The organism is Streptomyces sp. NPDC033270, from assembly GCF_055576575.1.
The window spans coordinates 293265-315904 of the sequence record NZ_JBVIRA010000001.1; the positions used below are offsets into that span (position 1 = coordinate 293265).

At 71.0% G+C, this 22640-nt stretch carries 21 protein-coding genes and 1 pseudogene; 14 read left to right on the forward strand and 8 right to left on the reverse strand.

All coding sequences use genetic code 11. From position 1 onward, the window contains the following. Window positions 1-5: 5 nt before the first annotated feature. Entirely contained in the window at window positions 6-713 is a 708-nt protein-coding gene (locus ACZ5XZ_RS01315) for a maleylpyruvate isomerase family mycothiol-dependent enzyme (protein WP_468973351.1), read from the reverse strand. 325 nt (window positions 714-1038) lie between these two features. On the opposite strand from ACZ5XZ_RS01315, the gene ACZ5XZ_RS01320 reads away from it, so the two are divergent. From ACZ5XZ_RS01320 to ACZ5XZ_RS01340, 5 genes are all read left to right on the forward strand, one after another. Next, window positions 1039-2187: an acyl carrier protein gene (locus tag ACZ5XZ_RS01320; protein ID WP_468973353.1), complete on the forward strand. Its 1149-nt coding sequence runs from the start codon at window positions 1039-1041 to the stop codon at window positions 2185-2187. 95 nt (window positions 2188-2282) lie between these two features. Beyond that, window positions 2283-3485, forward strand: coding sequence for an acyl-CoA dehydrogenase family protein (locus ACZ5XZ_RS01325; RefSeq protein ID WP_468973355.1), 1203 nt, complete (start codon window positions 2283-2285; stop codon window positions 3483-3485). Between the two features lie 88 nt (window positions 3486-3573). Continuing rightward, the gene (locus ACZ5XZ_RS01330; protein ID WP_468973357.1) at window positions 3574-5250 is read left to right on the forward strand and encodes a carbamoyltransferase C-terminal domain-containing protein; all 1677 of its coding nucleotides are present in this window, start codon (window positions 3574-3576) and stop codon (window positions 5248-5250) included. Next, on the forward strand, window positions 5247-6596 hold the full coding sequence (locus ACZ5XZ_RS01335) for a KamA family radical SAM protein (RefSeq protein WP_468973359.1): 1350 nt from the start codon (window positions 5247-5249) through the stop codon (window positions 6594-6596). Before ACZ5XZ_RS01330 ends, ACZ5XZ_RS01335 begins: the two co-directional genes overlap by 4 nt. Continuing rightward, the gene (locus ACZ5XZ_RS01340) at window positions 6593-8140 is read left to right on the forward strand and encodes an AMP-binding protein (RefSeq protein WP_468973361.1); all 1548 of its coding nucleotides are present in this window, start codon (window positions 6593-6595) and stop codon (window positions 8138-8140) included. Before ACZ5XZ_RS01335 ends, ACZ5XZ_RS01340 begins: the two co-directional genes overlap by 4 nt. A gap of 64 nt (window positions 8141-8204) precedes the next feature. Here ACZ5XZ_RS01340 and ACZ5XZ_RS01345 read toward each other — a convergent pair whose 3' ends face one another. Then, a complete protein-coding gene (locus ACZ5XZ_RS01345) occupies window positions 8205-8882 on the reverse strand; it encodes a hypothetical protein (RefSeq protein ID WP_468973363.1) in 678 nt (225 codons plus the stop codon). 352 nt (window positions 8883-9234) lie between these two features. Between ACZ5XZ_RS01345 and rox the strand changes: the two genes are divergently transcribed. From rox to ACZ5XZ_RS01370, 5 genes are all read left to right on the forward strand, one after another. Beyond that, window positions 9235-10704 carry a rifampin monooxygenase gene (rox, locus tag ACZ5XZ_RS01350; protein ID WP_468973365.1) on the forward strand — a complete coding sequence of 490 codons (1470 nt, stop codon included), beginning with the start codon at window positions 9235-9237 and terminating at the stop codon, window positions 10702-10704. Window positions 10705-10930: 226 nt separating this feature from the next. Continuing rightward, window positions 10931-11290, forward strand: a complete 360-nt coding sequence (locus ACZ5XZ_RS01355) for a hypothetical protein (protein WP_468973367.1) — start codon at window positions 10931-10933, stop codon at window positions 11288-11290. A 99-nt stretch (window positions 11291-11389) separates the two neighbouring features. After that, complete coding sequence (locus ACZ5XZ_RS01360; RefSeq protein ID WP_468973368.1) at window positions 11390-11788, forward strand: hypothetical protein; 399 nt, start codon at window positions 11390-11392, stop codon at window positions 11786-11788. 88 nt (window positions 11789-11876) lie between these two features. Next, entirely contained in the window at window positions 11877-12299 is a 423-nt protein-coding gene (locus ACZ5XZ_RS01365; protein ID WP_468973370.1) for a DUF6153 family protein, read from the forward strand. An 85-nt stretch (window positions 12300-12384) separates the two neighbouring features. Continuing rightward, complete coding sequence (locus ACZ5XZ_RS01370; RefSeq protein ID WP_468973372.1) at window positions 12385-13023, forward strand: DUF305 domain-containing protein; 639 nt, start codon at window positions 12385-12387, stop codon at window positions 13021-13023. A 589-nt stretch (window positions 13024-13612) separates the two neighbouring features. On the opposite strand, the gene ACZ5XZ_RS01375 is transcribed toward ACZ5XZ_RS01370, so the two are convergent. After that, window positions 13613-14830, reverse strand: coding sequence for a hypothetical protein (locus ACZ5XZ_RS01375; protein ID WP_468973373.1), 1218 nt, complete (start codon window positions 14828-14830; stop codon window positions 13613-13615). Then, the gene (locus ACZ5XZ_RS01380; RefSeq protein WP_468973375.1) at window positions 14815-15918 is read right to left on the reverse strand and encodes a hypothetical protein; all 1104 of its coding nucleotides are present in this window, start codon (window positions 15916-15918) and stop codon (window positions 14815-14817) included. Before ACZ5XZ_RS01380 ends, ACZ5XZ_RS01375 begins: the two co-directional genes overlap by 16 nt. 228 nt (window positions 15919-16146) lie before the next feature. On the opposite strand from ACZ5XZ_RS01380, the gene ACZ5XZ_RS01385 reads away from it, so the two are divergent. Then, window positions 16147-17112 (forward strand): SUKH-3 domain-containing protein, encoded by a 966-nt coding sequence (locus tag ACZ5XZ_RS01385; protein WP_468973377.1) that lies wholly within the window; start codon window positions 16147-16149, stop codon window positions 17110-17112. A gap of 111 nt (window positions 17113-17223) precedes the next feature. Here the strand turns inward: ACZ5XZ_RS01385 and ACZ5XZ_RS01390 are convergent, their stop codons facing one another. The 3 genes and pseudogenes from ACZ5XZ_RS01390 to ACZ5XZ_RS01400 form a co-directional block, all read right to left on the reverse strand. Then, window positions 17224-17649 (reverse strand): GvpL/GvpF family gas vesicle protein, encoded by a 426-nt coding sequence (locus ACZ5XZ_RS01390; RefSeq protein WP_468973379.1) that lies wholly within the window; start codon window positions 17647-17649, stop codon window positions 17224-17226. A gap of 3 nt (window positions 17650-17652) precedes the next feature. Then, window positions 17653-18123 (reverse strand): gas vesicle structural protein GvpA, encoded by a 471-nt coding sequence (locus tag ACZ5XZ_RS01395; RefSeq protein WP_468973381.1) that lies wholly within the window; start codon window positions 18121-18123, stop codon window positions 17653-17655. A gap of 666 nt (window positions 18124-18789) precedes the next feature. Continuing rightward, a pseudogene (locus tag ACZ5XZ_RS01400) lies at window positions 18790-19073 on the reverse strand (transposase); the annotation flags it as partial. 196 nt (window positions 19074-19269) lie between these two features. Between ACZ5XZ_RS01400 and ACZ5XZ_RS01405 the strand changes: the two are divergent. From ACZ5XZ_RS01405 to ACZ5XZ_RS01415, 3 genes are all read left to right on the forward strand, one after another. Continuing rightward, window positions 19270-19707: a hypothetical protein gene (locus ACZ5XZ_RS01405; RefSeq protein WP_468973383.1), complete on the forward strand. Its 438-nt coding sequence runs from the start codon at window positions 19270-19272 to the stop codon at window positions 19705-19707. 300 nt (window positions 19708-20007) lie between these two features. Continuing rightward, window positions 20008-20865, forward strand: coding sequence for a dienelactone hydrolase family protein (locus ACZ5XZ_RS01410; protein ID WP_468973385.1), 858 nt, complete (start codon window positions 20008-20010; stop codon window positions 20863-20865). Window positions 20866-21030: 165 nt separating this feature from the next. Next, window positions 21031-21648 carry a flavodoxin family protein gene (locus ACZ5XZ_RS01415; protein WP_468973387.1) on the forward strand — a complete coding sequence of 206 codons (618 nt, stop codon included), beginning with the start codon at window positions 21031-21033 and terminating at the stop codon, window positions 21646-21648. Between the two features lie 52 nt (window positions 21649-21700). Here ACZ5XZ_RS01415 and ppk2 read toward each other — a convergent pair whose 3' ends face one another. Further along, window positions 21701-22519, reverse strand: a complete 819-nt coding sequence (gene ppk2 / locus ACZ5XZ_RS01420; protein ID WP_468973389.1) for a polyphosphate kinase 2 — start codon at window positions 22517-22519, stop codon at window positions 21701-21703. Window positions 22520-22640 lie beyond the last annotated feature (121 nt).

The window sequence follows — 22640 nt, forward strand, 5'->3', positions numbered from 1 at the left end:
CCCGGTCAGATCCAGTACGGCGCGCCGGGGACCGGACCCGGAGCGGAGGTCGACAGACGGGTTCCGTCGGTGCGTCCGGTGAGCCAGCCGAGGAGGTCGGCCTGGGCGCCCCGGACGGTCGGTCCGCCGGTGCCCAGTTCGTGGGTCAGGCCGGTGTCCGTCGCCTCGATGCGCAGCGGCGGGACGTCTTCGCGCCGGCGCTGCGCCGCGATGAGGTCGTCGATGACCCAGCGGGCGACCTGCGGCGGCACCTCGGCGAAGGTGTATCCGGTCGCCAAGTCGACGTGGTGCACCTCCAGTTCGCGCAGTCGGGTGGGCACCAGGGCGCCCGGTGTGCGCAGTTCACCGGTGCGCATCCGCACCTCGTGGCTCCATGCCGCCTCCGGCAGGGTGCGTACGGCGTCGTCGAAGCGCTCGGCGCTCGCCAGGACATCGGCCACCAGCTCGTCGACCGGGCGCCGCGCTCCGGCCTCGATCTCGGCGGCCCGGGTGTCCATGTCGGTGTACTGCGGGGTCTCCACGCCGGTACGGGCCCAGGTGAGCAGTCGGCACAGGCTGTCGGCGGCGCGTGCCACATGGGTGATGACATGGCCGCGGGTCCATGGCGGCACCAGTGTCCCGGCACCGACCTCCGCGTCGGTGAGCGCCTTGACGCTCTGTACGAACCGCTCCGTGGACGCGGTGATCGGGCCCAAGGCCTCGGTCCTCTGCATCTCAGCCCTCACGTGCCCGTCGGATGAGTTTCCCGCCTCGGACGCGCCCTCAGTGGAATGCGAAATCCGCATGGCGGCAATGGTGGGGACTCTAGGGCGCTCTCTTTCGGGGCGTCAACCGGCCTCCGGGGAGCGTCGATCCCCCAATGCGACGCATTCGCCCATGCGTTGACGGGTGCAGTGATCTAGGTCACTGGGCGTTGCTGAAGCCGACCGGTCGGGCTAGCTTAATCCCGCAAAGCGGATTTCATATTTCGTATTGCGGAATTCACAGGGGTGGGTGGCGCGCTGGCGGGCGCCGCCGCGGCTCGACAACGGGGGATGAGTGCAGGACGCGACAGAGCACCCGATTCCGGCCCTGGCCGGCGTGCGGGCCGAAGTCCTGGACTGTGTGCAGTCCAATCTGGCCGTGCTCGCCGATCACTTCCACGGCGCGGGCACACATCTGCGGCTCGGCTCGAAACTGAGCTCCCGATGGTGGCCCGGCGCGGACGGGCTGCCCACCGTCGACCCGCCGGTCGAGGAGCAACTCGCCGAGGCGGAGCGGTCGTTGGGCCTGACCGTCGGCGAACGGACCACCGTCACCGGCGCCCGACTCGACCGACTGGCCCTCGCACCCGGAGAGCTGCGCTACGCCCTCGCCGACGCCCACGAGATGCCCTGGCTGCCGTACTTCGGGCAGCAGCACATGGAGCACAGCTTCCTGCTGCTCGCGCCCGCCGGCGCCGACGGCCCCTGGACGGTCGTCGACGCCTACGACAACGACACCCAGTGGGGAGCGGCCAAGCCCGGCACCTGGACCGTGCCCCGGGACGAGCTGGCCGCGCTCAGGCGGATCGACCTCCACGACGTCACCGCCGAGCCCGACCCGCCGGCCCGCCCCGAACCGCGCATCGACCACGCCCCCATGGCCGACTACCTCGCCGCGCTCGACCAGGCAGCGGACCGCGAGCGGGCTTGGCACCGGCTGACCGGGGACACCTGGCTGCTGGCCCGGTCGCGACGGCTGCACGCCCTGTTCGCCGCCGACGGCGGCCCCCTCGACGAGGCGACGGCACAGCACCTGGCGGACTGGGACAAGCTGGTCACCCAGGCGTATGTGACCTACCGCCGCGTCGTCCGCGGCCGCCCCGAACCCGCCGGCACCGTCACCCGCCTCGCCGAACTCCTCGAGGCCGACCGGCGGATCTTCCCCGCCCCGGCCGCCGTCACGGCACCGGACCCGGGCGGTCTGCGCGACCGCATCGCCCTTGTCGTCGGCGCGGTCCTCGACGTCGACCAGGCGCTGCTGCGTACCGGCGACGTCGACCTGGCCGCGCTGCCCGGCTTCACCTCGTTCCGGATGGTCGAGATCATCGACCGCCTCGAAGCGCGGCTCGACATCGAACTCGACGCCGACGACCTCGTTCCGGAGAACCTGCGGAGCATGGACGGGCTGTGCCGCATCGTCCGCGGTGCCACCGGCGCCCGCTGAACCCCGAGAGAGGACACCGCCGTGGAGAGCGGATGCATCGACCTTCTGTACCGGCGGCTCGATGCCGACCGGGCGACCGGCGGGCGGGTGGCGCCGTGAGCGCGGCCGACGGCCCCGCCGCCCCCTGCGGCGGCCCCACCGGTGACCGGCCGGAGCTGAGCGCACGGATCGCCCGGGTGACCGCCGTCGCCGAGCGGCATCTGGCCGCCGCCGACCGGGAAGCCGCCTTCCCCGTACAGGCGCTGGACGCACTGCGCGACACCGGACTGCTCGGCCTGGTCGTCCCCACCCGCTACGGCGGCCTCGGCGGCACCCTGCGCGATGTCGTCGACGCCGGAGTGGCCCTGGGCCGCTGCGACATGTCGGTGGCCCTGATCTTCACCATGCACTGCCAGCAGGTGGCCGCGGCCGTCGAGTTCGCCGGGTCGCCGCTGCGCGAGAAGCTGCTGCCGACGCTCGGCGCCGGGCGCAGCTATCTGGCCTCCGTCAGCACCGAGAGCGGTAAGGGCGGCCACCTCTACAGCGCGCACTCCGCGCTGCACGAGAGCGGCGGCGAGCTGCTGATCGACCGCTTCGCACCTGTGGTGACCGGTGGTGCCCACGCCGACGGCTTCCTGATCACGATGAAGAGCGCCGACGCCACCGCCCACAGCGACGTCGCCCTGGTGTACGCGGCGCGCGACCAGCTCGTCGTGGAACCGGCCGGCGACTGGCAGCCGATGGGCATGCGCGCCACCCACAGCCCGCCGCTGAAGCTGACCGGCACCGTACCCGGCCACCACGTCATCGGCGCCGACGTCCCCTTCCGCGACATCGCCAACCACATCCTGGGGCCCTACGCCCACCTCGGCTGGTCGGCCGCGTGGCTGGGCACCGCAGCGGGAGCGCTCTCCCGGGTCCTGGGCCTGATCCGCAGCCCGGCGGGCCGCAAACGCTTCGACGTCGGCTCCGAGCTGCTGCTCACCCGGCTGTCCACCGCACGCCAGCGGCTCGACGCCGTCCACGCCCAGCTGCGGCACACGCTGGCGATGGTGGAGACCACCGCGGACATCACCGCGCCCGCCTGCCAACTGCTGCTCAACGGCCTGAAGATCTCCGCCTCGGAGCAGTGCCTGGCCGCCGTCGACGACCTGATCGACGCGGTGGGCCTGCAGCACGGCTACCTCAAGGGCTCCCCGACACGGCTGGAGCAGAACCTGCGCGATCTGCGCTCGGCCGCCCTCAACTACAACAACGACCGGCTGCACCTGGCCGACGGGCGGCTGGCGCTGCTGGACCGCGAAGTGTCCTTCGCCTGACCGGCCTCCGACACACTCCGGCACCGCCGCATGCGACGAGCCCGCCTGCGACCCCACCCCATCCCACGACCCCTACGGAGAGCCGTCCATGTGGATTCTCGGTGTCAACGCGCCCCCCACCGGGTGGCACGACACGGCCGCCTGCCTCGTCAACGGCGAGGGGGAGGTCATCGCCTTCTCCGAGGAGGAGCGCTGCAACCGGGTGCGCCACTCCTTGTACCGCAAACCCCTCAACGCCGCCCGATTCTGCCTTCAACAGGCCGGCATCACGGCCGCCGACATCGACGTGGTGGCCGTGGGCTGGAACACCCGGCAGCTCTACCCCGGACGCTTCACCGACGACGCCGACTTCCTCGCCTTCGCCGTGGGGCTCGACTTCGGCGGGCGGCCGCCGTCCGTGGTGCGGGTGCCGCACCACGCCGCACACGCCGCCTCCTCCTTCTACGCCTCCCCGTTCAGCAAGGCCGGCGTCCTGGTCGTCGACGGACACGGCGAGAACGAGTCGTCGACCGTCTGGACCTTCGAGGACGGCGCCGAACCCCGCCTGGAGCGCACCTGGCCACGCACCTCCTCGCTCGGTTACGCCTACGACGCGGCGTCCACCTGGCTCGGCTTCTCGTTCCTCAACGCGGGCAAGACCATGGGGCTGGCCGCCTACGGCCGGGCCCGGGGCACCGCCGTCGCGTCCCTGGTCGACCTCTCCGCCGACGACTTCCGTCTCGCCGTCGGCCCGCTGGAGGAGAGCACCGGCCACGCCACCGCCGACGAGATCAAGGAGCAGTACGACACCACCGTCGCGGCCTGGCGGGAGCGCTACACGAAGCTCGCCGGGGCGACCGGCCCCACCCTGCCGGAGAGGCGCCTGGCCGAAGACCCCAAGGCTGTCCTGGTCGCCTACACCGCCCAGCGCATCGTGGAGGAGACCGTCACCGCGCTGGCCGCCACGACGCGCAAACTCTCCGGCGTCGACGAACTCTGCCTGGCCGGCGGAGTGGCACTGAACTGCAGCACCAACGGCACCCTGCCCGGGCCGCTGTACGTGCCGCCGGTGCCGCACGACGCCGGAGTGGCCCTGGGCGCCGCCTGGTTCGTCAACCCGCCCAAGCACCGCACCGGACGGCCCCTCACCCCGTACCTCGGCACCGACATCGACGGGCCCGCCGGCCCGCGGTCCGCCGCGCCCGACACCGCCGACCTGGTGCGCTCGGACCTGGACATCGACCAGGTCACCGCGCTGCTGCTGGACGGGCACGTCGGCGCCGTCGCCCAGGGGCGGGCCGAAGTGGGGCCGCGCGCGCTGTGCCGGCGGTCCATCATCGCCGTGCCCGACACCGCCGAGGTCAACACCCGGGTGAACGTCATCAAGGACCGGGAGCAGTGGCGCCCGTTCGCAGGGGTGACCCGCCCCGGTTACGGCGCCCGCCTGTGGGAGCCGCAGGAGCACCTCAGCCGCTACATGCTGGGCGCGGCCAAGGCCACCGAACTGGGGCGGCGGGTCGCTCCCGGGGTGGTCCACGTCGACGGCACCACCAGGCCGCAGGTACTGCACGGTGACGAGGCCCCCGCGGTGGGCGCCGTCCTCGACGCACTGGAGCGCGCCGGGGTGCCGCCGGTGCTGCTCAACACCTCCTTCAACGGCAAGGGCGAGCCCATCGTCAACACCCGCGCCGACGCCCTGGCCGCCTTCCGGGCCATGGACCTGGACTTCCTCGTCCTGGGCGACGAGCTGTTCCGCAAGAAGAACGACGCCGAGGGGACACGATGACGCCCACGAGCCGGCCGGTCCCCGGCCCGCCGCCGCGCGGCGAACGCTTCCGGGCCTTCGGACCGCGGCACATCGACGAGATCGCCGACCGCTACGGACTGGCACCCGAGGTACGCGAAACCGTGCGGCGGATCTCGCTGGTGCTGCCCTTCCGGGTCAACGGCTACGTCCTGGAGCACCTGATCGACTGGGACCGCGGCACGGCGGACCCGCTGTTCCAACTGACCTTCCCGCAGCGCGGCATGCTGACGGCCGAGGACGAACGGCAGCTCGCCAAGCTCTCCGCGGACCCGGCCGACAAACCGCTGCTGCGGGAGGCCGTCACCGCCATCCGGGACCGGCTCAACCCCCACCCGTCGGGTCAGCAGCAGCTCAACGTGCCCGTACAGGAGGGGGTGTCGCTGCCCGGCCTGCAGCACAAGTACCGCGAAACCGTCCTGTACTTCCCCACGCAGGGGCAGACCTGCCACGCCTACTGCACCTACTGCTTCAGGTGGGCGCAGTTCATCGGCGACGCGGACCTGCGCTTCGCCGCCCCCGACCCCTCGGGCCTGATCCGCTACCTCGCCGAGCACCCCGATGTGCACGACGTACTGGTCACCGGCGGCGACCCGATGGTGATGACGACGGAACGCCTGCGGACGCACCTGGAGCCGCTACTGGACGTGGAGACGGTCCGGACGATCCGGATCGGCACCAAATCGGTCGCCTACTGGCCGCAGCGCTTCGTCACCGACCAGGACGCCGACGAGGTACTGCGGCTGTTCGAGAAGGTGGTGGCCTCCGGGCGGCAGCTCGCGGTGATGGCGCACTTCAGCCATCCGCGGGAGCTGGCGACGGACCTCGCCCAGCGGGCCCTGCGCCGGATCCGCGCCACGGGAGCCGTCGTCTACGGCCAGGCCCCGCTGATCGCGCACGTCAATGACGACGCCGAGGTGTGGAACGGGCTGTGGCGCGCCGAACTGGCCGCGGGAGTCGTGCCGTACTACATGTTCGTGGAGCGCGACACCGGCCCCCAGGAGTACTTCAAGGTGCCGCTGGCCCGGGCTGCACGGATCTTCCAGGACGCCTACCGCACGCTGCCGGGCCTGGCCCGCACGGTACGCGGCCCGGTGATGTCCGCGACGCCGGGCAAGGTCGCCGTGGACGGGGTCGAGGAGACGCGGCAGGGCCGCTGGTTCCAGCTGAGGATGCTGCAGGCCCGTGACCCGGCCCTGGTGGGACGCCCGTTCAGGGCGCGCTACTCGCCGGACGCGGCCTGGCTGCACGAGCTGGAGCTCGACCCGCAGGCCCCCTCGGAGATACGGACCGCCTGCCACGGCCCGTTGCGGGCGGACGCCGCATGAGCGCCCGCCGCACCCTGTACGACTGGTTCGCGACGGCGGCCGCCGCCCGTCCCGGCGCCACCGCCCTGGAAGTGGACGGCCGAGCGCTCGACTACGCCGGGCTGGCCGCCGAGGCCGAGCGGATCGCGGCCGGCCTGCTGCGGCACCTGAACGGCCAAGTGCCCTACAGGGTCGGGCTGCTGGCCTCCCGCACCGTCGTCGCCTACGCCGGATATCTGGCGGTACAGCGCCTGGGTGCCACGATCGTGCCCCTGGGCACGGCCTTCCCGGCGCACCGCAATGCCGCCGTCGCCGAGGCGGCGGCACTCGACGCCGTGATCACCGACGGCAACGGCGACCCGACCGGGATCGCGGCGCCGGTGTGGCAGCCCGAGGACCGGAGCGCGGACGCGGCGTCCGCACGGCGCGGGACGCCGGCCCGGGACGGCTCCGGACTGCCCCCGGAGGCGGCGGACCCGGACGGCATCGCGTACATCCTGTTCACCTCCGGGTCCACCGGCAGGCCCAAGGGGGTGCCGGTGCGGCACCGCAATGTGGCCGCCTATCTGGAGCACGTCGTACCGCGTGCGGCGGCCGGGCCCGGCGCCCGGCTCTCGCAGACCTTCGACCTGACCTTCGACCCCTCGGTCTTCGACATGTTCGTCGCCTGGGGGTCGGGGGCGGCGCTGGTGGTGCCGACCCGTGACGAGGTGCTCGCACCGGTCCGCTTCATCCGGCAGCGCGGCATCACCCACTGGAACTCGGTGCCTTCCGTCATCACCCTCGCGGGCCGGCTGCGCGCGCTGAAGCCGGACAGCATGCCGACCCTGCGGCACAGCATGTTCTGCGGCGAACCGCTGACCTATCAGCAGGCGCGGGCCTGGCGCCGCGCCGCGCCCGGCAGCAGCGTGGACAACGGCTACGGGCCGACCGAACTGACCGTCACCTGCGCCACCTACCGGCTGCCGGAGTCCGAGGACGACTGGCCGCGGACGGCCAACGGGACGGTGCCGATCGGCACCCCCCACCCCGGCGCCGACATCCTGCTCCACGAGGGCGAGTTGTGCGTACGGGGCCCCCAGCGCTTCCACGGCTACCTCGACGCGAAGGACGACGAGGGCCGCTTCCTGACGCCGGACGCCGCGCTCTGCGCCCCTGGTGCCGCCCTCACCGAGGCGCACTGGTACCGCACGGGAGACCGGGTCACCCGGCACACCTCCGGTGAGCTGGTGCACCTGGGACGGCTCGACCAGCAGGTGCAACTGCACGGCTACCGCGTGGAGCTGGGCGAGGTGGAGGCGGCGTTGCGGCAGCATCCGGGGGTGGCCGACGCGGTGGTGCTGGCCCGGCCGACGGCACACGGCACCCACCTGGTGGCCGCCTACAGCGGGACCGGCCACGAGGTGCCGGACGCGGACCGGGTGGGCGCCGCGCTGCGCGAGCGGCTTCCCGGGTACATGGTGCCCGAGACCCTGACGGCGCTTCAGGCGCTGCCGCTCAATCCGAACGGCAAGATCGACCGGGCGGCAGTGGCCGCGATGCTGACGCGGGAGAGAGCCGGCTGAAACGGAGTCGGGAAGGCAGCGGAAAGGCCCCCGTGCCCGCACCCGGCACGGGGGCCCCGCCGAATCAGTGCTGCTGCTGCGCCTTGCGACGGCGCAGGACCAGATAGCCGCCGGCCGCGACGAGCCCGGCGGCCGTCGTGGCCAGCAGGCCGACGGGGGCGCCGTTGCCGGTCTCGGCGAGGTCGCCGCCGCTCGGCGCGGACGGTGACGGCGAGGCCGCGGGGGTCGGGGCGGTGTCCGCGGGGGCGGACGAGGTGGGGGTGGGCGTGGCGGTCGCCTCTTCGGAGGTGGACGGGGTGGCGGGCGTCGAGGGCTTGCCGCCGCCCGTCTGGGTGTCGTCCTCGCAGTCGGTCCAGAAGACCTTGTGCTTGGCCCGGCCGTGCTCGCCGTCGAAGTTCCAGAAGAGTTTGTAGTGGCCGTCGGGCAGGGACAGGTCCTGCGTACGGCCGTGTCCCTCGCCGTCGAGCGTCAGGGCACCGGACTTCACGGTCTCGCCCTTGACGCCGGCGGTCGGGGCCCAGGCCTCGATATGCCAGTCGACCCGCTGTCCGGTGTCGAAGCCGAAGGCGTCGAGGTAGAAGGTGCACACGTGGGGCTCGTTCTTACGAAGCTCCGCCCCGGTGCGGGCATCGTGGATCTTCACGGTGCCGTTGTCGCCGGGGGTGGCGTAAGCGGAAGAGGCGAGCAGCAGGGGCGCGGCCACGGCGGCCGTGAGCGAACCTGCGAAAACGAGCGGGCGCATGGGCATTCCAACGGTGAAAGAGGAAGGTTGCCGTGGGGGGCGGCTCAGCTTCCTGCGGCCTCGGGAGTTCGTCAAGACACCCCAAACCACTTATGTCGCAGACCACGTCACTTGCCCCATTGGTCCCGCATAACGACATGGAAACGGGGCCCCATCACGGCTGTGCCGTCCGTGCGCAGCGGACGACAAAAAAACAAAGGCAAGGAGGGATATCCACTCCTTGCCACTCTCAACATATAGCGCACCGGGGGGCTTGTGGCAAGGCCCCGGTCATGGCGCAGAATCACCCTCCTCAGCCAGAATCCGCGGATCCGGCTGCAGGGAAATTGTTGTCACTGAGTGAGGGGTTGCGTTGATCGACGTGATCATTGCCGGCGGTGGGCCGACCGGCTTGATGCTGGCCTGCGAGTTGCGCCTGGCCGGAGTGCGCGTGGTCGTGCTGGAGAAGCTGACCGAGCCGACCAAGCAGTCCCGGGGACAGGGCCTGCACGCACGCAGCGTCGAGATGATGGACCAGCGCGGCCTGCTCGACCGGTTCCTCGCGACCAGCGAGAAGTACCAGGTCGGTGGTCTCTTCGGCGGCATCGCGAAGCCGTGGCCGGACCGGTTGGACACGGCGCACCCCTACGGTGTCGCCACCCCGCAGCCGGTCACCGAGCGGCTGCTCAACGAGCGCGCCCTCGAACTCGGCGCCGAGGTCCGGCGCGGCTGCGAAGTGGTCGGGGTGAGCCAGGACGAGGACGGGGTGACCGTCGAGCTGGCGAGTAGGGGCACCTCCGGCGATGAGGGCGTGGAGGCCGGGGCGGGCACGCGGTTGCGCTCGCGCTACCTGGTCGGATGTGACGGCGGCCGCAGTGCGGTGCGCAAGCTGATCGGCGTCGATTTCCCCGGCGAGCCGGCCACGGTCGAGACGCTGCTGGGGCAAATGGAGGTGACGGAGGATCAGGCGACGATCGCCGCCGCCGTCAAGGAGGTCAACAGGACCCAACTGCGCTTCGGTGTCACCGACCCCGACGAGGACGGGGTGTGCCGCATCGTCGTGCCCGCCGACGGGGTGGCCGAGGACCGTGCGGCCGAGCCGACCCTCGAAGAGTTCAAGCAGCAGCTGCGGGCCTACGCGGGCACCGACTTCGGTGTGCACTCGCCGCGCTGGCTGTCCCGGTTCGGCGACGCCACCCGGCAGGCCGAGCGCTACCGGGTCGGCCGGGTGCTGCTGGCCGGTGACGCTGCGCACATCCACCCGCCGACCGGCGGGCAGGGGCTCAACCTCGGCGTGCAGGACGCGTTCAACCTCGGCTGGAAGCTGGCCGCCGCGGTCAACGGCTGGGCTCCCGAGGGGCTGCTGGACAGCTACCACGCCGAACGGCACCCGGTGGGCGCCCGCGTGCTGGACAACACCCGCGCGCAGATGACGCTGCTGGGGACCGATCCGGGGGCGACCGCGCTGCGGGAGCTGTTCTCGAAGCTGATGGACTTCGAGGAGGTGAACCGGTACGTCACAGGGATGGTCACCGCGGTCGGGGTCCACTACGACTTCGGCGAGGGCCATGAACTCCTCGGCCGGCGACTGCGGGACGTGAAGCTGAAGGAGGGGCGCCTCTACGAGCTGATGCACGGCGGCCGCGGACTGCTCCTGGACCAGACCGGCCGGCTCTCGGTGGCGGGCTGGGCGGATCGGGTCGACCACGTCGTCGACGTCAGCGAGGAACTGGACGTGCCCGCGGTGCTGCTGCGGCCGGACGGCCATGTGGCGTGGGTCGGTGAGGACCAGCGGGATCTGGTCGAGCGGCTGCCGCGGTGGTTCGGCGCCGCCGCCGGCTGAGCGCGCGGTTGCGGCCCGTAAGGCCGTAAGGCCGCGAGGACATGAGGGCGGGGCCTCGATCCGGAGGTCCCGCCCTCATGCCCGCGCCCGCATCGGGATTCCCTCTACCTCAATGACGCACATCGGGCATCCGCAGTGGTCCATCCGTGTGCATGTCGTCACTGACGGTATGGATATCGAAGTAGTCGGAAAAGGGTGATTCCACACCTACTGATAGGAGAGTGCAATGCGAGTGCGTGCCACTCTGGCCGCGGCCGCTCTGGCTGCCGTCACCGTCCTGACCGCCGCGGGGACAGCTGCCGCCGACGTCGGTGGCGACGAAGCCGTCGGCACCATCACCCAGACCGCCGACTCGCGCCCCGAGGCACGCGACGCGAACCCCGGCGGGAATGACGCGGGTTCGGAGGGGCGCGACTGGAGCGGCGCAGGCGACATGAGCAACGCCGGCGGGCGCGACATGAGCAACGGCAGTGGCCGCGACATGAGCGGCGGAGCCGGCCGCGACATGAGCAGCGGCAACGGGCGCGACTGGAGCAACGCCAACGGAAGCGCCACGCCCGGCTTCGGCGCCGGCGGCATGGGCTGAGCGAGCGTCCGCTCCGCAACGCCACGAAGGCGGCGGCCGGTTGAGGCATCGGTCGCCGCGCACGACTGCGGCAAGGTGCCGCCGGCTTACCATCGGCGGATGGCTCGCAGCGAAAAGAAGGCACGGCGTCTCGTGGTCGACGGGCAGACCTTCCTGTGGTCGCTGCGCCACACCCACCGCGTGCCGGGCAACGGCCGCCGGTACGAGGACTGCTGCGAAACCCTCGACATCCGCCTGTTCGAGGCCAGGGGGCGGCTTCACGTCCACTTCCGCGAGGGTCCCGGCAGGCTCGTCCCGGACGGGTACCTGCACGCCGGGGCGGTCGGCACGGCCGGCGGGCGGTTCCTGAACCTCCACGAACCGGGCACCGTCAGGGCCCTGCTCGACGAAGCGCTGGCCAAGGGGTGGCGTCCCGACGATCCGGCGACCGAAGAGCTGGACGGCTGGGCCCTCTTCGACGCCGTGGCCACGCGTCGCGCTGCCGTCCCGGCCGAGTGATCCACGGTTGACGGACCCACACCGACCGGCCCGTGCCACAGCGACGGCCGGATGACGGCTGCCGACGCCCGCCGTCTACGATGCAGGCATGAGACAGCACTCGCGGCGCACAGCCCGGCCCCATGGGGCGCGGGCCCGTGTGCTGCTGGTGCTGGCCGTGCTCGCGGGCGTGCTGGCCATGCACGGCCTGGCACCTGCCGTCGCTCCGGCACCGGCGCACGCCGCGCCGGCGGCCCACCATGCGGCCCCCGCCGCGTTCCTGGCGCCCATGGAAGCGACGGGCTGCGGCGACTGTCCCCACGCGCATCATGACGGCGCCGGCGGGCACGCCCAGCACGCGGACGGAACCTGCGCGGCCGGCGGCACGAGCGCGGCCCCCGTACTGCCCGCCCTGGCCCCGGCCGGCACGGCCACCTGCGTCAGCGCGGCCGCGCCGCTAGCGGTGCCGGCGGCGTCCCTGGGCGGGCGCGCCCCACCCTCACTGAGCGAACTGCAACTCCTGCGCATATAGGGCCGCTCCGGCGACCCGGCCCCTCGGCCGGTGTCCTCGCCTGTTGAGCCCGAATCACGCACATACGCACAGGAGTTGCTTCACCATGACCGCACGCCGTTCCCTGATCCGCCGCGCCGTCGCCGTGGCGGCCGCGGCCACCGCCGCCGTCGTACTCGCCGCCTGCGGCGGAACCGACGACAGCTCGGCCGGCCACGGTGGCCACGACAAGGCTGCGCCCACCGCGTCGGCCTCCGCCAAGAAGGGCGGGCACAACGCCGCCGACGTCACCTTCGCGACGGGGATGATCCCGCACCACCGCCAGGCGGTGCAGATGGCCGAACTCGTCGCGAGCCGTACCCGCTCCGCCGAGGTCGAGAAGCTCGCCGGGGAGATCAAGAAGGCCCAGGACCCGGAGATCAAGACGCTGTCCGGATGGCTGACCTCCTGGGGCGAGCAGGTGCCCGCGGAGCACGGCGGCGGCGACCACGCCGGGCACTCCATGGGCTCCATGTCCGGGATGATGGCGGCCGAGGAGATGGACGCACTGGAGAAGTCCTCCGGCAAGGCGTTCGACACCGCGTTCCTCAAGATGATGATCAAGCACCATGAAGGCGCGGTCGAGATGGCCAGGAGCGAGCAGGCCGACGGCGGCTACCAGCCCGCCAAGGACATGGCCGGCGACATCATCTCCTCCCAGAGCGCCGAGATCGCCCGGATGAACAAGCTGCTCGGCAAGGACTGACCGGACGGGCCAGAGGGGGGGGGGGGGGGGGGGGGGGGCGGGCCCCCCCCCCCCCCCCCCCCCCCACCCCCCCCCCCCCCCCCCCCCCCCCCCCCCCCCCCCCCGGTGCCGCCGCCCCAGCCGGCGATCCTCCCGGGCCTGCCCCACACCGCTCGATCTGCTCGCCCTCGGACGCCTGGGCTGACCTGCCGTCATACAGCGCGCCGCCGCAGCCGCCAAGGTCAGCCACTGGGTAGTCTCGCGCTGCACCACGCCGGCCGTGGACGAGGCGCCCAGCCGGTGAGCAGCACGACCAGGACGGTGGTACTGGGCTGTCGGAGCGGCGGCTCGACCAGACCACATGCAGCGGCAGGTCGACCGTGCGCAGTGGATCCGCACCGTCGGCAACCTGATGTGTGGCCCGTAGCCGCCTCCAGCTGACCGGCTACGCCCGCGGTACCGGCGGCGACGAGCAGCCCAGCCATGGTGGGGATGGCCTCGGGACGGACGCTCCCGGGCGTCATGCGCCCCTGGAATCCGCTCATCTAGCTATTAGCCGCTGAACACCCCCGACCGCAGCCACCGCCGCCGAGCCGAAGCCACACCGAATTCACCACCACTCCAGAAACATCGTCTCCATGCTCAGGAGATTGCTGGAGATACGGCTCCTCGATCCTCCGGGAGTGGTCGGCACCACCCCGAAATCGGGGCCCTCGTACTCCGCTCCCTCCCTCTTCCGGTCATTGGGCTGATGGACGGAGACGATGAACTTCTTCCCGTCCGCCGAGACCAGCATTCCCTCCGCGACGGTCCCGTCATGCGGGCCGACCACGCTGATCGGGGCGTCTGCGGCACGGCCGGTACGGGCGTCCACAGCCTGGAAGGAGCCGGACGATGTGCGGCACAGCACCCGGTCGTCACCGGTCCAGCCCACGACGCCGACACATCCGCTCAGCAGAGTGGCGCCGTGCGCCGATGCCCCCGTGAGCGGGCCCGAGGAGTTCCAGGTGTCGAAGACGTTCCCGAAGACCTTCGGCGCGTTCGCCGTGAGCCGGCGCCCGTTCGGCGCGAAGCGCACCATGTTCGCCTGGACAGCACGCGGTGGTTTGCCCGAGACGGTGAGGGGGACGCCGTGTCCGACGGCCGGGCCCTGGTCCGACAGGCGGTGGTCCCCCGTCACGGACCGAGAACCGATCCTCTTCCTGCCGTCATGAGCCGTGTACGTGAACCACACACTGCGCCCGTCGGGCGACATCACCGCGTTCTGCTCGTCGTCACGCGCCGCACCGCCCAGGCGCACGACCTGGTTCTGGTCGGCGCCACCCGTCACGAAGCCGACGTGGCTGGTGGTCTTGCCGGCGGGGTCCCGGAGGACTACCGCCATGCGAGTAAACGCCAGGTCGAAGAGGGCTCGTACCCGGGGAGCCGTGTACTCCAAACTGCTCACGGGGTAGGGGGACGGTGCGTCCGGGCTTACCCCGCAGAGGTCCACGAGAGGGCTGTTGACCACCTTGGCGCCCGGATAGTTGGTGAACGCGGCGTCGCTCGGAATGGGGAACTGCCGCTCCGCGCGCGGTTGCCACGTCTCGGGATCCCAGGCCTGAACCGAAATGCCGGCATAGCGTGCGCCCATGCTGCACGTGGCGGTGACGACCGTGCCCTTGCGGGTGAACGGGCTGTCCGCAAGGGCGTATCCGCGATTGCCCAGGTAGGGCGCTGACGGCGTGGAGTCCCGTTTCTCCTTGCTCGGCTGTGGGCTGCATGCCTGGACGCACAGTAAGGCCAGGAGAACGAGAGCCACGACCTTGCCGGCTACAGAAGGCCGCACATCGGCTCCTTGGGCTTCTCATGGCACGGCGTCCAGGGCACGGAGCCGAAGACCCACTTCTGCTTGGGGTTTACGGGTACGGACTCCGTCCGGGTGCGCAGCGGCTTCCCCTTCCCGTCCTTCAGCTGGACCCATCTCCCCTTCTGGTAGGAGTCGTTGTAGTGGACGCTGATGCCCCACTCGCACGACTGCCCCGGTGGTGCGATCGCCTCCGCCCTGATCCCGCCCGAGGGCTGGCCGCCTCCGACCTCGATGTAGTGGGTGCCGAAGTAGGGCTCGCCCTGTCCCTCGGCGTCGTCGGTCAGCACGGGTTCGTCAGCGCGGGGCGGAATGTGGAGCCGGACCCCCTGGTAGGTGGCTCCACCCTGCGGTGGATAGGCGACGACCGTCTGCGCCGTGCTCTTCCGGCAGGTGACGTCGGTGACTTTCCAGTCGTTGATGACCACGGGGGAGGACCGAGTGCTCAGCACGATCATCTTGAACGTGTCGGAGAGTTCCATGCGCCAGGTTGACGCGTGCTGCTGCGTGTACCGCTTGGGGGCGTGTTCCAGCAGGGCCGCGTACGAGAGCGGGTGGCCGCCCAGTGCCTTCAGATACGAGAAGGCGGTCGAACTGTCCTTGCTGGCCGTCAGTTTCCGCGCCTCGTCGGTGGTCAGTTCCCGGTCGAGAAGCATGGCCCATTGACGGGGTTCGCCGTTCTCGGGCTGTACGGACACCGTGAAGGGCAACTGGGAGGCGTCGTACTCCTTGTTGGAATCGTTCTCTCTGGCCACGTTCGGCTTGATCATGACGTAGTCAATCAGCGTGTCCCGGAAAACGACCAGGAGCGGGATCGCCACCATCACCAGTAACAACACCACTTTCCTGCGCCGGGAGGCTCCGGGCGCCAGGCCGAGCGCCTCGGCGACGATCGCCCAGATGCTCTCCCGGGGGCCGCCCCCCAAGCCGGCAGAGCTCTGCTGCGGCACCTGCGCAGGAGCGGGAGCGGACGGCGAGTCCCCGCTCTGCCCGGTGGGCTCACCAGGGGTGCCACCGCCACTGCCCGGCTCCGGCTCCGGTGTACTGTCCGATGACGCGGTCGTCGTCATGCCCGTCCCCCAAAACCTGGTGTATCCCGTCTCCGCCCACGCCTGGCACCTGGTCACTTGACTTGACGCTAGTACAGGATCCGGCCCTACTGGGCGCCGACCGTCTCTTATAGCCCACGATCGGTGCCGACAGAAGATAATTGCGCGGGAAGCGCCAGGCGATCCAGCCGCGATCGTCAACGTCCCCCAGTTCACGTGCATGTGGCGCCACATGACCTCACTTCAAGGATGCCAGTGGAATTCCAGCCGCGGTGGTCCGCAGCGACCGACTCTGTGCTGCGGAAGTCGGGGTGGTACCCAGGCCGCTCGGTCCCCACCGACACCTGGGAAGCCATCCTGCGCGAGCACGGCGGCTTCGAGATGCACAAGGCCGCGCGGCGCTTCCTTGCAGAGTTCGGCGCGCTGGTGAACGACGGCTGGCCGCCGGGTCCGGTCACGGCTCAGTCGCCTTTCCGGCTGGACCCCCTCACGGCCGAGTGGGACGCAGAGACCTTCGCCCGGCTCAGTCAACGAGCCGGGGTCTCGCTCTACCCCGTCGGCCAGGCCAACCGCCGCACCAGCCACCTGGCCATCGCCCCGAGCGGTGCGGTCTACCTGGCGCCGCTCGGGGAGGACACCGTCCAGCTGCTGGCGGAGGCTCCTGACGAGGCGCTGAACAAGCTTGTCGAGACCCGCTGCTTCAACGTCCCCCTGCCCTTGGTCGCGGCTGGGTCCACCCCGGCGCGGGATCCACGCGGCCAGCGGGTGGAGGGCGGCAACAGCGATCAGCGGTGGACCGCACAGACCCACCGGGTGCTGCGTGCCGCCGGGTGGTACCCGGGCCGGTCTGTGCCCACCGGGACATGGGAAGCCATCCTGCTCGAGCACGATGGGTTCGAGATCCACGACGCGGCGCGGTGCTTTCTCGCCGAGTTCGGCGGGCTGGCGTTCGCCCCCGGGAAACCGGTCGGGGCTTCGTCCTGGATGGAGTTCCGGTTCGACCCCCTGCTGGCCAAGTGGGACGCGGAGATCTTCGAAGTGCTCGGCGAGCAGACCGGGGGGCCCCGTCTCTACCCCCTCGGCATGGCGAACGTCCGCAACCAGTATCTGGCCATGACCCCCCATGGCTCGGTCTATCGCGGCATGGACTACGCCGAGCTGCTGGCGGACACGCCCGAGGGAGCCCTGCGGGTGCTGATCGGGCGAGGCGATTGAAGGCCAGGCGCTGCAACCGCGGCGCCTGGAACGCCTCGCCTCCATCGGCACGGCGTCGCAGGAGTCGCCGACGTGAGACCGCAACACCCCGGCGGGCCCGAAGCCGGATCCTCAGCGGTCTTCGTGCTCCCGGTCCACCAGGAAGGACACGCTCAGGAAGTCGGCGCCCGTGGGCTGTGCCATGCGTTCGTCCCGGGTCAGACTCCGCAGCGCCTGGACGATCGACGTGGAGAGACGGTCCTGGCGGGCTTGCACTTCCTGGGCGACCCTTTCACCGAGGGTGAGCGGTAGGTCTGGACCGCCGTGACCGCTTTTGATCTGCTCGTTGAGGCTGCGTGCCTCGTCGGATGCGGCGAGGATCTGGCGGAGCAGCGCGTCTTCGTCCTGGGCGGCCTTGAGGTGGTACTCGGTGCAGCCTTCCAGCGACCGTAGTCGCTCGGTGAAACCGTCCGCCTCCTCCTCCAGCACCGTGCGGACAGCGTCGTCATCCCTGGCCGTGAAGCCGAACTGCAGCGGTAGGACTGTGCCGTCGGCCATCGCTCATGCCTTTCGGCGCCGGACCGGCCGGCGGGCCGGTCGCTCCCGCTTTCGCACGGGCTCCTTGTGGCTTTCCTCGTCCTCGGGCTCCTCGGGCTCCTCGTCGTCCTCGCCGCTGCTCCCCTTGAGGGCGTCGCTCACCGCTTCGACGGCGCCGCTAAGGGCTCCCTTGGCTTGGCCCTGCGAGCCGCCCTCGGTGATCTCACCGACCATGTCAGGCAGGCCTTGGGGCTTCTTGGATCCGGCCTCCAGATCGAGCCGGTTGCAGGCCTCCGCGAACCGGAGGTAGGTGTCTACGCTGGCCACGACGATGCGGGCATCGATCTTGAGGATCTCGATGCCGACCAGCGACACCCGGGCAAAGATGTCGATGACCAGACCTCGGTCCAAGATCAGGTCGAGGATGTCGTAGAGGCTGCCGGAGCCCCCGCCGCCTCTGGAAACGGGTCCTCCGCCTTGCGGCACCACAGTCACGGTGCCTCCCTTCGTCGGCACACCTCGCGGGCCTGGAAACGGTGCCCGTGGACCTCGGTACTGGTCTGCCGGACGTGCCCGTCCGCAGGCGCACTAGTGGGTGCCGTGTTCCTACTGGTTTTCACTCACAGTTCCTGTCTACGGCTAATGCCGCGCTCGCGCGATCGGGCGCCTGCTGGTGCGTGCACCGGACGGCGCTGCGGCGTGGCCGGCGGCCATCGCACTCGAGGGGTGTGGGTGTCGGACAACGATGCCGCTGACCTGCGGCTCTTGTCTCCGGAGGCGTCCGGCCGCTCTGGGGCGGCGGCAGCGTCCAGGCGCCGCACTGGTAATCCAAGCAGCGGCACCATGGTTTTCGACCTCCAGGGCATCGCGTGCCTTGGAGGCTGAGCAGGGCGCGGATGGCGTGGATGCTGCTGCCCACGATGGTGGTGGCGCGCTACCAGCGGGTACACAGGGCGGTGCGGTCGGCCAGGGCACGGCGGCTGCCTGTGATCAGCTGGTGAGGGACCTGCCGAGGTGAGGGGTCAGAAGGCGGGCCGCGAGCACGCCGGAGGTCGAGGTGTGCTGAGCGGGTGTCTCTGTGCGCACCCAGTGCGCGCAGTCGAGGGACTGGTGGGCTTTCGACGTGGTGCGCGATAGGGGCGCTGCGCGCCGGGCGGGATACACGTTCGCGGAGGTCTCGATGCTTGGGCGTCCAGCATGCAGGTGCTCGGCTCGGTGTCCCTTCCTTCCCGTTCCCGCACGAGTCGCTGCAGCAGGCCGTTGGGCTGGTTGGAGACGCCGTCCTTCTGCCAGGCGGCGAAGTCGTGCGGGAGGTGGCGCCAGGGGATCCCGGTCCGGTCGACGTAGAGGATGACGTCCATGGTCCGTCGCAAGTCGTGCTCGGGCGGGCTGGCAGCACCAAGCGATCCACTACTCGGTGTGTTGCCCGGTAGGTCGTGCCGCCAGGTGAATCCCCCCTGGGGTCATACGTCTCCGCCACTCGGCTGAGCTGTGCTGCTCCGCTGGAAGGATGTGCTGGCAGGAGCTGTTGGAGAGCATGAAGTGGTGACTGAGCAAGAGGACTTCGCACCAGCTCCCGCTATCGGATCCTCGTCGTTGGACGTACCGCGCTGGACGCGAAGGGCGGCGCACGCTGTTCCGTTGGCCATTCTGCCGTCGGGACTGTGGCGGATGGGCGTGATGCTGGCCGTCCCGGGCTTCGGCACGGCCGGGGCGCGGGAGCATGGTGCCGGGCTCGACCTGTATCTGATCGTGCTCTTCGTGGTCTCCGAGGGGCTCGGGTTGCTCACCTTGGGGCTGGTTCAGCCTTGGGGGGAGGTGGTGCCGCGATGGATCCCACGGCTGGGCGGGTGCCCTGTGCGCCCGCTCGCTGCGGTGATTCCGGCCGCGCTGGGTGCCCTGGCGTCCATGGGCGTCGTGTACTACTTCTTCCTCAGCATCCTTTTCTGTGGATTTCCTCCCGGCCACACGGTGACCGAAGGAGTCGTCCTGACGGCCTGCTATCTGCCGTTGCTCGCCTGGGGACCGTTGCTGGGGCTGGTGACGTACGTATATTTCCGGCGCCGCGCAGGCCGGTGAGTGCCCGACGGGCTCGCCACTGAATGCTGGAGTGACAGCGATCACGGCGAGCCTCCGAGGAGCGTTGCGTAGGCTGGCGATGTCGTCGCGGTGGGGGAGTGGACGGGTGGGCGCAGCCCTCCCGATTGGACCTGGCGATGTGTCAGGGAAGTCGGCAAGTGGTCAGCGTGAGTCCTGAGAATCCTGCGGAACGCTGCCCGGACATGTGACTCGCTGTAGGGTAGGGAAACCGCCTTTGACCTGCGAAGACGCAGGCGGGAGCCTAGACCCGGGAGTGCCTCGATGATGCGCACGATGTCCATGGCAGATCATGACCTGAGCGGCTTCGAACGCGGCACCTTCACCCACGACGGCAGTACCCGCCGGATCCTGCGGCGCGGTACGGGGCCCGCGGTGATCGTCATCGCGGAGATCCCGGGGATCACGCCCAAGGTCCTGGAGTTCGCGGAGCAGGTGGCCGCGATCGGCTGCACCGCGGTGCTCCCGGTGCTCTTCGGCACGCCCGGTCGCTCGGCTCACCCCAAGACCGACGGCCGGTTGAAGTCCGGGCTCTACACGGCCTCGTCGGTGTGGCGGGTGTGCGTGAGCCGGGAGTTCACCGTGCTGGCCACCGGGAGGACCTCCCCCGTGGTGACCTGGTTGCGGGCGCTGGCCGCAGAGGAGCACCGGCGCTGCGGCGGCCCCGGAGTCGGGGCCGTCGGCATGTGTCTGACCGGCGGCTTCGCCCTGGCCATGGCCGCCGATGAGCGCCTGCTCGCCCCCGTTCTGTCCCAGCCGTCCCTGCCGCTGGCCCTTACCAAGAGCCGGGCCGGCGGTATCGACATCTCCGACGAGGACCTCGCGGCCGTACGGAGCCGCTGTGAACGCGACGGCCTACGGGTCATGGGTCTGCGCTTCCGCGGGGACCGGCTGGTGCCGGGGGACCGATTCGCCTTCCTGCGCCGCGAACTCGGTGACGCCTTCACCGCCGTCGAACTCGACGACTCCACCGCGAACCCGCAGGCCGCGATGCCGCCGCACGCCGTACTCACCGAGCACCTCATCGACGCACCCGGCCAGCCGACCCGCGCGGCGCTGGACCAGGTGCTCGACCACTTCCGTACCCGTCTGCTCGAAGAGCCCGGCGACGGTCCCGCGGAGACGCGGTCGGGCATCTGACGGGTCGCCGGGCGCACCGGCTCGTTCGGCCACGGCTTGTTCAGTGTTGGAATATCCCCTGCGGACGGCGGGTTGGAGACGAGGAACTCACCGTTTTCCCCGGGCGGCGGTCGGCGTCACGCCGCTGCGGCGGCCGCGCCCGAGGGTCCGAGACCGGAGCAGACAATGACCACCGACGCGCCCCAGGGCACGGACCGTTCGTTCCTCTTCGTCCTCGGCAGCTCCCGCCCCGAGGGCAACACCGAGATCCTCGCCCGGGCCGCCGCCGAGCAACTGCCCGCCGATGTGCCGCAGCGCTGGGTGGACCTGACCCGGCTGCCGCTGCCCGACTTCCAGGACGGGCGGCACGAGACCGACGGCTGGCCGGCCGGGGAGAACGAGCAGATACTGCGGCAGGCCACGCTGGACGCCACCGACATCGTCCTCGCCTCGCCCCTGTACTGGTACACCCTCTCCGCGCACACCAAGCGCTACCTCGACTACTGGTCGGGCTGGCTGTCGGTCCCGGGCCTGGACTTCAAGGAGCGGATGGCGGGTCGGACCCTGTGGGGAGTGACCGTCATGGCGGACCACGACGAGGTCGTCGCCGACGGCCTGCAGACCACCCTCCACCACACGGCGGCGTATCTGCGGATGCGATTCGGCGGGGTGCTCCTCGGCAACGGCTCCCGCCCCGGTCAGGTGCGGGACGACGAACGAGCGGTGATCCGGGCCAAGACGTTCTTCCAAGGGGCGGCCCCGCTCGCCCGGTTCCCCTACGAGGACGGGGCCGCGGAGCGGTAGCCGACGAGGCGGCCGCCCGCAGCCGGCGAACAGCGGGATTCCTGGGGCGCGGTCACTCCAGCCCGGCCGCGTGGTCGGGCACATAGGTCTGCAGGTCCCGGGGCGGTCGCCGGTAGCCGGTGGCCGGGGGCCGCGCCGGGAGTTCGAGTGCCGGCGGGGCGATGTCGCGGTACGGCACGGTGGACAGCAGGTGGGCGATCATGTTCAGCCGGGACCGGCGCTTGTCGTCGCTCTCGACGACGTACCACGGCGCCTCCGCGATATCCGTGTGGACGAACATCTCGTCCTTGGCCCGTGAGTACTCCTCCCAGCGGGTCACGGACTCCAGATCCATGGCGGAGAGCTTCCAGCGCCGCGTCGGGTCCTCCAGGCGGCGCCGGAAGCGCTGCTCCTGCACCTCGTCGCTCACCGAGAACCAGTACTTGCGCAGCAGGATGCCGTCCTCCACCAGCATCCGCTCGAAGACCGGGCACTGCCGCAGGAACAACTGGTGCTCGGCGGGGGTGCAAAAGCCCATCACCCGCTCGACGCCGGCCCGGTTGTACCAGCTCCGGTCGAACAGCACGATCTCGCCCGCCGCCGGCAGATGCTCCGCATAGCGCTGGAAGTACCACTGGGTACGCTCACGCTCGGTCGGCCGGGGCAGCGCCACGATCCGTGCCACCCGGGGGTTGAGGTACTGGGTGACGCGTTGGATCGCGCTTCCCTTGCCGGCCGCGTCGCGCCCCTCGAAGACCACCACGAGCCGGGCGCCGTCGGCCCGTACCCACTCCTGCAGCGCCACCAGCTCCGTCTGCAGCCGGTACAGCTCCTGTTCGTACACCGACCGCGGCAGCTTGGCGTGTCCTGCACCGCCCTGCTTCTCTCCCATGTCCTCCCGCCCCTCACAATTCGGCCCCGGGCCGCGCCTTCCTGGACGCGACCCGGGGCCACCGGAGTTATCTTCATACTTGCACCGACGGTCGGGCACCGCGCGCTGACGTCGTCCAGAC